This window comes from Dactylosporangium fulvum (assembly GCF_025137375.1).
GTDB lineage: Bacteria > Actinomycetota > Actinomycetes > Mycobacteriales > Micromonosporaceae > Dactylosporangium > Dactylosporangium fulvum.
The window spans coordinates 5237439-5251089 of the sequence record NZ_CP073720.1 but is presented as its reverse complement, the minus strand read 5'-3'; the positions used below and the strand labels follow the sequence as shown (position 1 = coordinate 5251089).

The 13651-nt window shown below is 72.6% G+C and carries 13 protein-coding genes and 1 pseudogene; 4 read left to right on the top strand and 10 right to left on the bottom strand.

Annotated elements, in window-relative coordinates; translation table 11 throughout:
- Positions 1-8 precede the first annotated feature (8 nt).
- Positions 9-527: a DinB family protein gene (locus Dfulv_RS24695; RefSeq protein WP_259855448.1), complete on the bottom strand. Its 519-nt coding sequence runs from the start codon at positions 525-527 to the stop codon at positions 9-11.
- 100 nt (positions 528-627) lie between these two features.
- On the opposite strand from Dfulv_RS24695, the gene pgm reads away from it, so the two are divergent.
- Together pgm and Dfulv_RS24685 are read left to right on the top strand one after the other, a co-directional pair.
- Complete coding sequence (pgm, locus tag Dfulv_RS24690) at positions 628-2262, top strand: phosphoglucomutase (alpha-D-glucose-1,6-bisphosphate-dependent) (RefSeq protein WP_259855445.1); 1635 nt, start codon at positions 628-630, stop codon at positions 2260-2262.
- A gap of 110 nt (positions 2263-2372) precedes the next feature.
- Positions 2373-2679 (top strand): annotated as a pseudogene (locus tag Dfulv_RS24685) (mycothiol transferase).
- Positions 2680-4310: 1631 nt separating this feature from the next.
- Here the strand turns inward: Dfulv_RS24685 and ptsP are convergent.
- From ptsP to Dfulv_RS24640, 9 genes are read right to left on the bottom strand one after another with little or no spacing between them, the layout of a single operon-like run.
- Entirely contained in the window at positions 4311-5942 is a 1632-nt protein-coding gene (gene ptsP / locus Dfulv_RS24680; protein ID WP_259867295.1) for a phosphoenolpyruvate--protein phosphotransferase, read from the bottom strand.
- Positions 5935-6213 (bottom strand): HPr family phosphocarrier protein, encoded by a 279-nt coding sequence (locus Dfulv_RS24675; RefSeq protein WP_259867293.1) that lies wholly within the window; start codon positions 6211-6213, stop codon positions 5935-5937. The genes ptsP and Dfulv_RS24675 overlap by 8 nt, the downstream gene beginning before the upstream one ends.
- 13 nt (positions 6214-6226) lie before the next feature.
- On the bottom strand, positions 6227-7267 hold the full coding sequence (locus Dfulv_RS24670) for a zinc-dependent dehydrogenase (RefSeq protein ID WP_259867291.1): 1041 nt from the start codon (positions 7265-7267) through the stop codon (positions 6227-6229).
- A complete protein-coding gene (locus Dfulv_RS24665; RefSeq protein WP_259867289.1) occupies positions 7264-7698 on the bottom strand; it encodes a PTS sugar transporter subunit IIA in 435 nt (144 codons plus the stop codon). Before Dfulv_RS24665 ends, Dfulv_RS24670 begins: the two co-directional genes overlap by 4 nt.
- Entirely contained in the window at positions 7691-7999 is a 309-nt protein-coding gene (locus tag Dfulv_RS24660) for a PTS sugar transporter subunit IIB (protein ID WP_259867287.1), read from the bottom strand. The genes Dfulv_RS24665 and Dfulv_RS24660 overlap by 8 nt, the downstream gene beginning before the upstream one ends.
- 6 nt (positions 8000-8005) lie before the next feature.
- Positions 8006-9124: a PTS mannitol transporter subunit IICB gene (gene mtlA / locus Dfulv_RS24655; RefSeq protein ID WP_259867285.1), complete on the bottom strand. Its 1119-nt coding sequence runs from the start codon at positions 9122-9124 to the stop codon at positions 8006-8008.
- A gap of 11 nt (positions 9125-9135) precedes the next feature.
- Positions 9136-10089, bottom strand: a complete 954-nt coding sequence (gene pfkB / locus Dfulv_RS24650; protein ID WP_259867282.1) for a 1-phosphofructokinase — start codon at positions 10087-10089, stop codon at positions 9136-9138.
- Positions 10086-10847, bottom strand: coding sequence for a DeoR/GlpR family DNA-binding transcription regulator (locus Dfulv_RS24645; RefSeq protein ID WP_259867281.1), 762 nt, complete (start codon positions 10845-10847; stop codon positions 10086-10088). The genes pfkB and Dfulv_RS24645 overlap by 4 nt, the downstream gene beginning before the upstream one ends.
- A gap of 9 nt (positions 10848-10856) precedes the next feature.
- On the bottom strand, positions 10857-11438 hold the full coding sequence (locus tag Dfulv_RS24640; RefSeq protein WP_259867943.1) for a hypothetical protein: 582 nt from the start codon (positions 11436-11438) through the stop codon (positions 10857-10859).
- Positions 11439-11550: 112 nt separating this feature from the next.
- On the opposite strand from Dfulv_RS24640, the gene Dfulv_RS24635 reads away from it, so the two are divergent.
- The gene (locus Dfulv_RS24635) at positions 11551-12678 is read left to right on the top strand and encodes a sensor histidine kinase (protein ID WP_259867279.1); all 1128 of its coding nucleotides are present in this window, start codon (positions 11551-11553) and stop codon (positions 12676-12678) included.
- Between the two features lie 8 nt (positions 12679-12686).
- Positions 12687-13373 carry a response regulator gene (locus tag Dfulv_RS24630; RefSeq protein ID WP_259867277.1) on the top strand — a complete coding sequence of 229 codons (687 nt, stop codon included), beginning with the start codon at positions 12687-12689 and terminating at the stop codon, positions 13371-13373.
- Positions 13374-13651 lie beyond the last annotated feature (278 nt).

The window sequence follows — 13651 nt, the reverse complement described above, 5'->3', positions numbered from 1 at the left end:
CGGCACACTCAGCCGGTCTCGCCGTCGATCCGCTGACGCAGCAGGTCGGCGTGGCCGTTGTGCCGCGCGTACTCCTGGATGAGGTGCAGATACACCGCGCGCAGCGACATCGGGCCGCGCTGCGGGTCCTCGAAGGCGTCGTCGAGCGCCGCCGACGCCACCGCCGCACGCGAGGACCGCCACTCGGCGATCAGCCGGTCGTAGTCCTGCTCGGCGGCCACCGGGTCGGCCTCGTCGAACGCGGCGTCCTTCGCGTCGTCGCGGCGGTAGAGGTACGGCACCGGCTCGCCGCGGAACCGGCGGTGGAACCACTCGCGCTCCACGTCGGTCACGTGCCGGAGCAGCCCGAGCAGCGACAGCGTCGACGGCGGTGTCGAGCGCTGCGCCAGCTCCTCGCCGGTCAGGCCGGTGCACTTGCCGGCGAGCACGGCGCGCTGCCAGTCGAGAAAGCCCTCGAGCAGGGTGCGCTCGTCGGCGACGAGCGACCCCCCGAAGGGCGGGGGCGGCGGTGCGGTCCAGGACGTCACACCGTCGATCGTCGCAAAGTTCACGCCGTGGCGACCGAATTGTTCCGGCGATGCCCCCGTCCTGTCGCAGCGCCGGGGCGGGCATGGCAACGTAGGCGGCATGTCCGTCCATCCCCGCGCGGGGCAACCGGCGCAGCGCGCCGACCTCGTCGACGTACCACGCCTCATTACCAGCTACTACGCCGAGCACCCGGATCCGGCCGACCCGGCGCAGCAGGTCGCGTTCGGCACCTCGGGCCACCGCGGGTCGAGCCTGCGCCGCTCGTTCAACGAGGACCACATCGTCGCCGTCAGCCAGGCGATCTGTGAGTACCGCGAGCACCAGGGGTACCGTGGCCCCCTCTTTGTCGGCAAGGACACCCACGCGCTGTCAGAGCCCGCGACCGTCAGCGCGCTGGAGGTGTTCGCCGCCAACGGGGTGACCGTGCTGATCGACAGCCGCGACGGATACACGCCCACGCCCGCCCTGTCCCACGCGATCCTCAGCAACCGGCACCGGGGCGCCGACGGGGTGGTGGTGACCCCGTCGCACAACCCGCCGGAGGACGGCGGCTTCAAGTACAACCCGCCGCACGGCGGCCCGGCCGACACCGACGCGACGAAGTGGATCCAGGACCGCGCCAACGCCCTGCTGGCCGACGGCCTGCGCGGGGTGCGCCGGATCCCGTACGCGCGGGCGCTCGCCGCCGGCACCACCGAGCGGTTCGACTTCCTCGGCGCGTACGTCGACGACCTGCCGTCGGTGATCGACGTCGAGGCGATCCGGGCCGCCGGGGTGCGCATCGGGGCCGACCCGCTCGGCGGGGCGAGCGTGGTGTACTGGGCGGAGATCGCCGACCGGCACAAGCTGGACCTCACCGTGGTCAACCCGGTGGTCGACCCGACGTTCGGGTTCATGACGCTGGACTGGGACGGCCGGATCCGGATGGACTGCTCCTCGCCCCACGCGATGGCCTCGCTCATCGGCAAGCGCGCCGACTACCAGGTCGCCACCGGCAACGACGCCGACGCCGACCGGCACGGCATCGTCACGCCCGACGCCGGGCTGATGAACCCGAACCACTTCCTCGCCGTCGCCATCGACTACCTGTACCGCCGCCGGGACGGCTGGCCGGCCGGCACCGCGATCGGCAAGACGCTCGTCTCCTCGTCGATGATCGACCGGGTCGCCGAGGACCTCGGCCGCACCCTGCTCGAGGTGCCGGTCGGGTTCAAGTGGTTCGTGCCCGGCCTGCTCGACGGGTCGGTCGGGTTCGGCGGTGAGGAGAGCGCGGGCGCGTCGTTCCTGCGCCGCGACGGCTCGGTGTGGACCACCGACAAGGACGGCATCCTGCTGTGCCTGCTCGCCTCCGAGATCATCGCCACGACCGGCCGCTCCCCCAGCGAGCACTACGGCGACCTGGTCGCCCGCCACGGCGCGCCCGCCTACGCCCGGGTCGACGTGGCATCGACGCGCGAGGAGAAGGCCGTGCTCGGCAAGCTCTCCCCGGCGCAGGTCACGGCGACCGAGCTGGCCGGCGAGCCGATCACCGCGAAGCTCACCGCCGCGCCGGGCAACGGCGCCGCGATCGGCGGCCTCAAGGTGGTGACGGCGTCGGGCTGGTTCGCCGCCCGCCCGTCGGGCACGGAGGACGTCTACAAGGTCTACGCGGAGTCGTTCCAGGGCCCGGACCACCTGGCCCGCATCCAGGACGAGGCCCGCGGCGTGGTGTCCGCGGCGCTGCGGTCCGCCTGAGCACCCGTTCCCGGGATCTCCCGCCGCGGAGATCCCGGGATCGTTGTCGTACCTCGCTGCCAGGTTCGCGGCGTGACGGTTCGGGTGCCTTAGCCTGCGCGCCGGACTTGGTGAAATATCTGGCGGCGGTGGAATACCGCTGGTTCTGCCGGACGTTCGGCCGCGAGACCGAGCCCCTGCCGTTCGACGACAACGACCCGGACGCCGACCTGCGGATCGCCCCCGACGAGTCGACGGCGGACATCCTGGCCTTCGACGCTCGCGCCCAGGCCGCGTCAGACTCGGTGATCGAGGAGCACGGTCACCCTCCGCTGGGTCCTCATCCACATGATCGAGGGGACAGCCCGCCACGCCGGGCACGTCGACATCGCACGTGAGCTGCTGGACGGCCAGACCGGCGACCACCGCCCCGACTGACCCCACTCCCCTCCGGCGCCCCGCCCCACCTGCTGGCATCGGCGCACACCACCCGGCACGCATTCGGCCGGCCACGGCGCGACACCATAGTGCATCTCCGGTTCGGCGGTCGCGCACACCGAACCAGCCGGCCATGCCAACACAACGCCCCATCAGCGCGACCAACCCGACCGGCCCAGCCAGCCCGACCACCGCGACCCAACCCACTGGCGCAAGCCGTCCCCATCGGCGCGACCAACCCGACCAACCCACTGGCACGAGCCGCCCCACCGACGCGACCAGCCCGACCAGCCCGATCGGCCATCCCAGCCCGACCAGCACGACCAACCCACTGGCACGAGCCGCCCCACCGGCGCGACCAGCCCGACCGGCGCGACCAGCCCCAGCCAGCCCGACAAGCCCGATCGGCCATCCCAGCCGCCCGCCGGCGCGACCAGCCCCACCGACGCGACCAGCGCGACCAACCGGATCAACTCACCGGCGCAAGCCGTCCCCATCGGCGCGGCAAGCCCGACCAGCCCAGCCAGCCCGACCGGCGCAGCTAATTTTGCCCAACCAGCCAGACCAACCCGCCGGCACGACCAGCCCACCCGCGCGAGCCGTCCCCATCGGCGCGGCCAGCACAGCCAGCCCACCCACACGAGCAGTCCCCATCGGCGCGGCCAGCACAGCCAGCCCACCGGCGCGGCCAGCCCGATCCGCGCAGCCAGCCCCCATCGGTGCAGCCAGCCCGGCCAGCCCGACAAGCGCGACCGTCCCCGCCGGCGCGGCCAGCACAGCCAGCACGACCGTCCCCATCAGCGCGGCTAGCCCAACTGGCGTGGGCGTCCGCCTCGCCATTGCCGTCAAACCGGGCGGCTCTGTCCGAGCGGGCAACCCCGCCAGCGCGGACGGAGCCGGCGTGGCCGGCCCTCCCTTCAGCGCTGCTGCGGCTACCACCGCATTGTGTGCACCAGCTCGGCTCCAGCGACATTCCGGACATCTTGGTGCATCCACAATTGTCGATGTGTTCCGTTTTTCATGATCCCGAAGACTTGTGGTCGTCCAGGCAGCACAGAGTCTTCGGGATCATGAAAAACACCCCGAATCGATCTCACGAACGTCGATTAAGTCCCGACATCTGGTACTGGACGTAGCTCCCCTTCGGGCCAGCCGCCGTGGATCACGCAAAGGAGCCTCGTTCGGGGTGCAGGAGAACGCGCCGACCTTGCGCCAGTGGTCCCACAATGCCGGGGAGCAGGCGGAGCACCACCGGCACCATCGCCCCAAGGTCGGCGCGGATCGGGCCGCGCGACCGTGCGGGCCCACGCCACGCACGGTCGCACGGGGCTGATCCGCCCGCCCCGACTACCCACGAACCACCCGCCGTCAACCCGCGGGCCGAATCCGCCGACGCCAACCCGAAGGCGAGTCTCCAAAACACCCAATCACGCCCGAACAGACTAAACCGCTCGAAAACCACCCGGGCCGAAGCCCAGCCAAGCGGTCCCCACGGCCGCCCGAAACTCACCCAGCCGAGGCCGCCGACGGGCCGAGGGAAACCAGCGGCCGAGGGAAACCCCAGCGGCCGAGCGGGCATACAAGACCACCGAAGCCGGTCCAGACGACCACAGGGACAGCGCGGCCGGTCATCAGCGGTAGGCGGCCGCCCTTGCCGACTCCGGGCTGTCCGCCGCCAGCGCCGCCTTGGCTATCTGGCGGCACTCGTCCAGCGTGTGCGCCGCAAGGGACTCGCGCACCGCGGGAATGCTCCTCGGTGCCATCGAGAGGCTTGAGATGCCGAGCCCGGCCAGTACCAGCGCGAAGTGGGGATCCGCCGCGGACTCTCCGCAGACGCCGACCGGCTTGCCTGCCTCGGCGCCCGCGGCGGCGCACGCCGCGATCAGGGAGATCAGCGCCGGCTGCCAGGGGTCGAGCAGCTCCGCGAGGTCGCCGCACATGCGGTCGGCCGCAAACGTGTACTGACTCAGATCGTTGGTCCCGATACTCAGGAAGTCCACGCCGCGCAGGACGGCGCCGGCACGCAGGGCCGCCGCGGGGACCTCGATCATCACGCCCGCCGTGCGCAGGCCGGCGGACCGGCACGACGCCGCGAAGTCTGATGCCTCCGACGGCGTTGTCACCATCGGCGCCATCACCCAGACGTCCGCCTCGGTGCCCTCGGCGGCCTCCGCGATCGCGGACAGCTGCGTCGACAATACGTCGGGCGCCTGCCGCGCCACCCGCAGGCCGCGGATGCCGAGCGCCGGGTTGGGCTCGCCGGCCATGTGCAGGAACGGTAGCGGCTTGTCGGCGCCCGCGTCGAGGGTGCGGACGACGACCTTGCGGCCGGGCAGGGCGGTGAAGACGGAACGGTAGGCCGCCACCTGCTCCGCGCGCGACGGCGGCTCGGTCCGGTCGAGGTACAGCAGCTCGGTGCGGAACAGTCCGACGCCCTCGACCTCGCCGGTGAGGTCCTTCGCCGACCCGATGTTGGCCAGCAGCGCCACGGGGTGCCCGTCGGCGGTGCGGCCCGGGCCGGTCGACGCGGCGCGGCGCGCCCGGGCGGCGACCTCGGCGGCGTTGACCCCGGCGGCGGTGCCCGCGCTGACGCCGGTCTCGACGGTGCCGGACGTGCCGTCGAGGCTGACCAGCATGCCGTCGGGCAGGTCGAGGATGCCCGCGCAGCGGACCACGGCCGGGATGCCGAGGGTGCGGGCCAGGATGGCCGTGTGGCTGGTCGGGCCGCCCTCGGCGGTGACCAGGCCGAGGACCGTGGCCGGGTCGAGGCCGGCGGTGTCGGCGGGCGCGAGGTCGCGGGCGACGAGCACAAACGGGTGGCCGGGGTCGGGCACGCCCGGCATGGGCAGGCCGAGGCAGGCGGCGACGATCCGGTCCCGCAGGTCGTCGAGGTCGCTGGCCCGCTCGGCGAGGTAGCCGCCGGCGGCCTCGAACGCGGCGCGGTGCACGGCGAGGGCGTCGGTGACGGCGCGCGGTGCGTCGGCGCCGGCGTCCACGAGTTCGAGCACCGCGTCGACGAGGGTCTCGTCCTCGGCCATGAACACCTGGGCGCGCAGCACCTCGGCCGCGGTCTCGTCGCGGGCGGTGTCGGCGCGCCGGGTCAGGTCGGCGCTGACGGACGCGACCGCAGCCCGGAACGCCGCCTTCTCGTCCTCGGCGGAGATCACGGCCCGGCGCGGCGGGATGGCCGGCGGCGGGGCCAGCCGCTGGACCGGCCCCGCCGCGCTGCCCGGACTGACGCCGATCCCCTGCAGCTCAGGCATCGTCCGCGTCCAGATCGCGCTCGAGGAGGTCGGCGAGCGCGTCGACGGCGGCCTGCGCGCCGTCGCCGTCGACGGCCTCCAGGGTGACCTCGGTGCCCTTCTTGGCGCCGAGCGACAGCACGGAGAGCATGCTGCGCGCGGGCACCGGCTTCTTGTCGCCGGTGCGGATGGTGACCTGCACCGGCTGCTTCGCCGCGGCGGCGACGAACAGCGCCGCGGGACGGGCGTGCAGCCCGCTGGCGGAACCGACGACGACTGTCCTGGTGGGCAACGGGACCCTCCTCCTATGGTTCGACGGTCACCTTGATCGCCTCGCCGCGCGCCACGATGTCGAAGGCGTCGAGGGCGCGGTCCAGCGGCAGGCGGTGGGTGATGAGGTCGGAGACCGGCACGGAGCCGTTCGCGATGAGGCGCAGCGCCTCCTTGTTGTGCTCCGGGCTGGAGCCGTTGGCGCCGACGACGGTCAGCTCCCGGTAGTGCACCAGGTTGGCGTCGAGGGAGATGATCGGCTTGTCCTTCGGCAGGCCGCCGAAGAAGCTGATCCGGCCCTGCCGCGCGGCCATCTGCACCGCCTGCTCCTGCGCCTGGCCGGAGGCCGCGGCGGTGATGACCACGTCGGCGCCGCGGCCCTCGGTGAGCTTGAGGACGGCGTCGACGACGTCGGTCTCCGCGCCGCAGATGGCCGCGTCGGGGCGGACCAGGCCGGCCGCGAGGTCGAGCCGCTCGCGGTTGAGGTCGACGAGGAACACGCGGGCGGCGCCCCGGGCCCGGGCGAGCCGGACGTGCAGGCAGCCGATCGGCCCGGAGCCCATGACGACGACGTCGTCGCCCGCGCCGACGCCGGCGAGGTTCTGCCCGTTGAGGACGCAGGCGAGGGGCTCGGCGACCGACGCCTCGGCGAAGCTGAGCCCGTCGGGGATCCGGTTGAGGCCGTCGACGTCGAGCACGTTGTGGGGCACGATCATGTACTCGGCGAAGCCGCCGTCGAAGTGGTACCCCATCGACACCTGGTTCGGGCAGACGGTCATCCGGCCGCGCCGGCACTCCGCGCACCTGCCGCACGGGATGGCGGCGATGACCTGCACCCGGTCGCCGGGCTGCCAGCCGGTGACGTCGCCGCCGACCTCCACCACCTCGCCGGCGATCTCGTGCCCCATGACCCGTGGCGGCACGATGTGGTGGTGTCCGAAGCGGAAGATCTTCACGTCGGTACCGCACGTCGAGCACGCCCGGACCCGGATCTTCACGTCGCCGGGCCCCGGCGCGGGCTCCGGCGCGTCCTCGATGCGGACGTCGCCGGGAGCGTGGAATCGCACGACTTTCACTGATTCTCCAAAACGAGCAGATCGAGGATCTCATCCACGGTGGCCGCACCGCGGAGCCGGGCGGCCTGGTCGGGATCCATGAGGATGGTCGCCAGCTGCGCCAGGATGTCGACGTGACCGTCGCCGGCCGCCGCGATCGCGACGCAGACCCGCACGTCGTTGCCGTCCCAGTCGACGCCGTCGGGGAAGGACAGCACCGCGAGGGCGTCGCGCTTCACCGACTCCTTGCTGTTCAGCGTGCCGTGCGGGATGGCGACGCCCTCCCCGATGTACGTGGAGACGCTCTGCTCGCGGGCGAGCATCGCGTCCACGTACATCGGGTCGACCGCGCCGATCTCGGCCAGCACCTCCCCGCACCGGCGGATCGCGTCGTCCCGCGATCCGGCCCGCTCACCGAGCCGGATCGCGTCGCGGCCGAGCAGGTCAGCCACTCAGCTCACCACCACGCTGTACGGCGTTCACGACCTTCGTCACGGCCGGATCGCCGATGAACACCTGGATCGGCACGATGACCTTGTCGGGCGCGCTGACCCGGGCCCGGGCGGCGAGACCCCGGTGGCAGATGACCACGTCGGCGTCGGCCGGGATCGAGTTGACCGGGGTGTGCTCGACGATCACCGCGTTCTTGGACAGCTGCCGCTTGAGCGTGCTGGCCAGCATCACGCTGCTGCCCATGCCGGCGTCGCACGCGACGACGACCTTCTTGATCTCGGTGCCGTTGATGGTGGGCATGGCGGGTCACGCCTCCTGTCGGGTCAGCTCTGTGTTGACGTCGGCCGATGCTGCGGGGCCGATGCCGTCGTCCTGCGCCGGTTCACCGCGGCCGAAGCCCAGCAGGAGCGAGGCGACCGCGAACGAGACGGCGGCGGCGATGACGATGCCGAGCAGTACCCCGAAGTATCCGCCCTTGGGCGTGACCGCCATGTAGGCGAAGATGCTGCCCGGCGACGGGGTGGCGACCAGGCCGGCGCCGGTGACCATGAAGGTGCCGACACCGGCGGCGCCACCGGCGATCATGGCGAGGATCAGCTTCGGCTTCATCAGCACGTACGGGAAGTAGATCTCGTGGATGCCGCCGAGGAACTGCACGATGATCGCGGCCGGGACGCTGGGGCGCAGCGAGCGGGGGCCGAAGAGGAAGAACGCGAGCAGCAGGCCGAGGCCGGGCCCGGGGTTCGACTCGATCATGAACAGGATGGACTTGCCCTTGTCGGCGGCCTCGGCGACGCCGAGCGGGCCGAACACGCCGTGGTTGATGGCGTTGTTGAGGAACAGTACCTTGGCCGGCTCGACGACGACCGAGGTCAGCGGCAGCAGGTCGTGCCCGACGAGCCAGTCGGCGCCCTTGCCGGCCTGTTTGGTGAGCCACTCGACGATCGGGCCGATGCCGTACATGCCGCCGATCGCCATCGCGCCGCCGATGATGCCGGCGCTGAAGTTGTCGACGAGCATCTCGAAGCCGGGGCGGATGCGGTTCTCGACGAGGCCGTCCCACAGCTTCAGCACGTAGGCGGCGAGCGGGCCGATCATCATCGCGCCGAGGAACATGGGCACGTCGGCGCCGACCACGATGCCCATGGTGGCGACCGCGCCGACGACGGCGCCGCGCTGGCCGTGCACGAGGCGGCCGCCGGTGTAGCCGATGAGGACCGGCAGCAACACCTTGATCATCGGATCGACCACCAGGGCGATCTTCGCGTTGGGCGTCCAGCCGGTCTTGATGAACAGGGCCGTGATGAGGCCCCAGGCGATGAAGGCGCCGATGTTCGGCATGACCATCGCCGCGAGGTAGCCGCCGACGCGTTGCACGGAGGCGCGGAACCCTGTTCCGGTCACCTCTGGGGTGTAGGTCGACACGGATCACTCCTTCAGGAGGGTGGACCGGACCGCAGCAACGGGCGGAGCGCGTCCGGTTGGGGGTGGACGGTGACGTTGTGGCGGATCAGGTCGGCGGGGCCGGGCATCCTGCTGCCGGGCAGGCTCACCGCTGCCGCGCCCCAGGCGAGGCCCTCCGCGAGGGCGGCCGCACCCCGTGCACCGGCCGTGAGGAATCCGGCGAGCAGCGCGTCGCCGGCGCCGACGGTGCTGCGCGGCCGGGCGACCGGGCAGGTGCCGGTGACGACGCCCTCGTCGTCGACGAGGACCGCCCCGTCGGCGCCGAGGCTGGCCACGACCGTGCCCGCGCCCCATTCCCGCAGCTTCTGGGCGGCGGCGACCACGTCGCCGAGGTCGGCCAGGGGGGTGCCGACCACCTCCGCGAGCTCGTCGCGGTTGGGCTTGAGCAGGGTCGCCCCGGCCAGGGCCGCCTCCCGCAGCGCGGGACCGCTGGTGTCGACGGCGACCCGGATGCCGGCGGCTCGCAGCTTCCGGCACAGCTGGGCGTACGCGTCGGCGGGCAGCCCGGGCGGGACGCTGCCGCACAGCACGACCCAGTCGGCGCTGCCGGCCCGGGTCAGGACGCGATCGGTCACCTCGTCGAACTCGGCCCCGACCATCGCGGGGCCGGGCTCGTTGATCTTGGTGACCGTGCCGTCGGGCTCGGCGAGGGTGATGTTGGACCGGGTCCGGCCGGCGATCGGCACCGCCAGGACCTCCACCCCCTCCGCCTCGAGGAGGCGGACGAGCTGGTTGCCGTCGTCGCCGCCGCACGGCAGGACCGCCACGGAGGCCACCCCGTTGGCCAGCAGGGCGCGGGAGACGTTGACGCCCTTGCCGCCGGGGTCGAGGTGGGCCTCGGTGGCCCGGATGACCTCGCCCCGGTTCAGCGCGTCGATCTCGACGGCCCGGTCGAGGCTCGGGTTGAGGGTGACCGTGACGATCATGCCCGGACCACCCGGACGCCGGCGGCCTCCACGTCGCCCACCAGGTCGGGGTCGGCGCGGGTGTCGGTGACGAGCAGGTCCAGGTCGGCCAGCTCGCCGAACCGGGCCAGGTAGTCGTTGCCGATCTTCGTATGGTCGGCCAGCAGGACGGCGCGGCGGGCGGCGCGGATCATCGCCCGCTTGACCGCGGCCTCGGCCGGGTCGGGCGTGGTCAGCCCACGCTCGACCGAGATCCCGTTGGTGCCGAGGAAGGCCACGTCGACGTAGAGGTCCGCCAGGGGGCGCAGGGACCAGTCGTCGACGGTGGCGAGGGTCTTGCCGCGGACCCGCCCGCCCAGCAGCAGGACGTTGAGGTTCGGGCGGGTGCCGAGGGTCGTGGCGATCACCGGGGAGTTCACCACGACGGTCAGCTCGCGGTCGGCGGGCAGCAGCTGGGCGAGCCGCGCGGTGGTGGTGCCGGCGTCGAGGATGATCGCGCCCTCCTCGGGCACCTCGCTGAGCGCGAGCTTGGCGATGCGCTCCTTCTCCTCGATGAGCACGGCGTCACGAGCGGCGAGGGCCGGCTCGAACCCGATCCGTTCGACCGGGATCGCGCCACCGTGCACCCGACGCAGGACCCCGGCCCGCTCCAGCATGGTGAGGTCGCGCCGGATGGTCTCCGACGTGACGTTGAGCTCGTCGGCCAGACCGGCCACCTCGACCCGGCCCTTGGCCCGGGCGATGCGGAGGATCTCCTGCTGCCGCTCTTCGGCGTACATGATGTGGTTTCACCGCCGTTTCATTTTGCTTGTGCTTTGTTTACGCCCGATTGTGTTGGGAGTCAAGAGCTGCGCCACAGAAACCCACACGGGCCAACCGACGAACCACACAACCAGCACCAGACTGAGGGAACCCTCCATGCCGCGCAGGGCGCCGGTACGCGCCGGGTCGTCGACCCACCAGATCGCCGTCTGCAGCAGCCCGCACGCGATCGCCCAGGCCAGCAGCGCCTTGAACCACTCGCGCCACTCGTACCGCACCCGCTCCGGGCCCTTCTTCGGCACCTTGTGCGGCGGCGGCCCGCCCGCGAAGCGGTGCGCAAAGCGCACGTCGGCCCAGCGGATCATGCTGTGCCCGAAGGCCACCGAGAAGCCCAGATACGCGGCGGCGAGCGCGTGCGCCTGACCGGCCGTCCCGCCGGCGTGCAGGTCGGCGGCGCTGACCGCGAGCAGGACGACGTCGACGAGCGGGGTGGACGCGAGCAGCACCGCACCCGTCCTGCGCAGCTTGAGGGGATATCGTGCGACAAGTCCGGCGACCAGCAGCACCCAGAAAGCGATCTCACACGCGACGATGACTCCGACAATCATGCCTTCCAGCGTCGATGCCGCGGCGCGGGCAAACCTCGGCAGCGATGACGAAACCGGCCGTACATCCTTCGTCGCATACCGTTCCGAACACGCGGATGGTGGAATCGGAGCCGTGAAAGGCCGGACCGTCGACGTCGTCCTCGCCGGCGGCACGTTCGCCGCGGGCATGCTGATGTTCGCCACCGGGCAGTACCACGCGGCGTTCGACACGCTCCCGCACGCGGTCCTGCTGGTGCCGCTCGCCGTCTGCAGCGGCGCACTGCTGCTGCGCCGCACCGCGCCCGTGGCCTCGGTGCTCGTCGGCACCGCCGCGGTCGCCGCCGACGTGGTCCTCGGGCCGTCGCTGGCCACGCCGCTGGTCTACACCCAGGTCCTCTACGACGCCTGCACGCACGGCCGCGCGGCCCTGACCCGCGTGCTGCTCGCCGTCTCGGTCGTCGGCTGCGTGGTCACCGGCGCGGTCGCGCTCGTGCTCGACCCCCACGTGCGCAGCCTCAGCCTCGCGGTGATCCTCGCGCTCGTCACGGTCGTGCCCGTCCTCACCGGCATCCACGTGCGTCACCACCGCGACCAGGCCAGCGCGGCGCGGCAGCTGGCCCGCCTCGCCGAGGCCGACCGGGCCAACGCGGTCGCCGCGGAGCGCGCCCGCATGGCGCGGGAGCTGCACGACGTCATCGCCAACCACCTCAGCGCCGTCGCGATCCACGCGACCGCGGCCCTGAGCACCGACCTCGGCCCCGACGGCACGCGGCAGGCGCTCACCGTGATCCGGGAGAACAGCGTGCAGGGCCTCGCCGAGATGCGGCAGATGATCGGCTACCTCCGCGACCCCGTCAAGGCCGACGACCCGTCCGTGGCCGGCCTGTCCGCCCTGGACGACCTGGTGGCGAGGGCACGGCGCGCCGGTCTGGCGGTGGATCTGACAGTACGGGGTGAGCCCGCCGAACTGCCGGCCGGCGTGGACCGGGCGGCGTACCGGATCCTGCAGGAGTCGCTCACCAACGCGCTGAAGCACGGCGACGGCGGCCGGGTGGGGCTCGACCTCGAGTACACCCCGTCCGCCATCGGCCTGCGCGTCACCTCCACCCCGGCCCGCACCACGGCGGCGCCGGACGGGGCCGGGTCCGGTGTGGTCGGCATGCAGGAGCGGGCCGCGTTGCTCGGCGGCTCCCTGGAGGCCGGCCCGTCCGGCGGCCAGTGGCTGGTCTCCGCCCGTCTCCCCCTGGTCACGGCCGGGTGATCCGCCCCATGACCGACCCTGTGCACGGGCCCGGGCCGCGCATCCGGGTGCTCGTCGCGGACGACCAGGCCGCGGTCCGCGCCGGGCTGGTGCTCATCCTCCGCGCCGTGCCCGGCTTCGAGGTCGTCGCGGAGGCCGCCGACGGGGCCGAGGCGGTCGAGCGGGCCCTCGAGCTGCGCCCCGACGTCGTGGTCATGGACCTGCGGATGCCCCGGGTCGACGGCATCACCGCCACCCGGCGGCTGGTCGCGGCCGGCGTCACCGGAGTGCTCGTGCTGACCACGTTCGACCTCGACGAGTACCTCTTCGGCGCCCTCCGTGCCGGTGCCGCCGGCTTCCTGCTCAAGGACGCCGACGCCGCCGACCTCGTCGAGGCCGTCCGGACGGTCGCGCGCGGCGACGGCATCGTGGCCCCGGCGGTGACCCGGCGGGTCCTCGCGGCCTTCGCCCGGTCGGTGCCGGCGGCGCCGGACACCGTATCGCCCGCGGACCTCGCGACCCTGACCGAGCGCGAGCGGGACGTGCTCGGCTGCCTCGGGGCGGGCCTGTCCAACGCGGAGATCGCGGACCGGCTGGGCATCGCCGAGGCGACCACGAAGACCCACGTCAGCCGGATCCTCGCCAAGCTCAACCTGCGCAGCCGGGTCCAGGCGGCGATCGCCGCACGCGCGATAGGTGACCAGCTGGACACGTGACAATGGCCGGCGAGTTCGAGGAGACGGGTGCGGGCGGCGACTGACCGGTCGGGTAGGCGGGCCCGGGCCGCCGACCTGAGCCGACCTCGGGAGCCCGAATCATCCAATGTCTTACCATGCCGGGTGAGTGGTCGTCAGGGTGAGCGAACCGTGGCCAAACTGGCGTAATTGGCCGATGTCGGCTCGCTGGCACTGAGCATTGACGAACGCAGAGGTCCAATGTTAACTGCATGTCACAAACTACCGTCGATGTCCGGCGCATCGACCAATGTCATCAC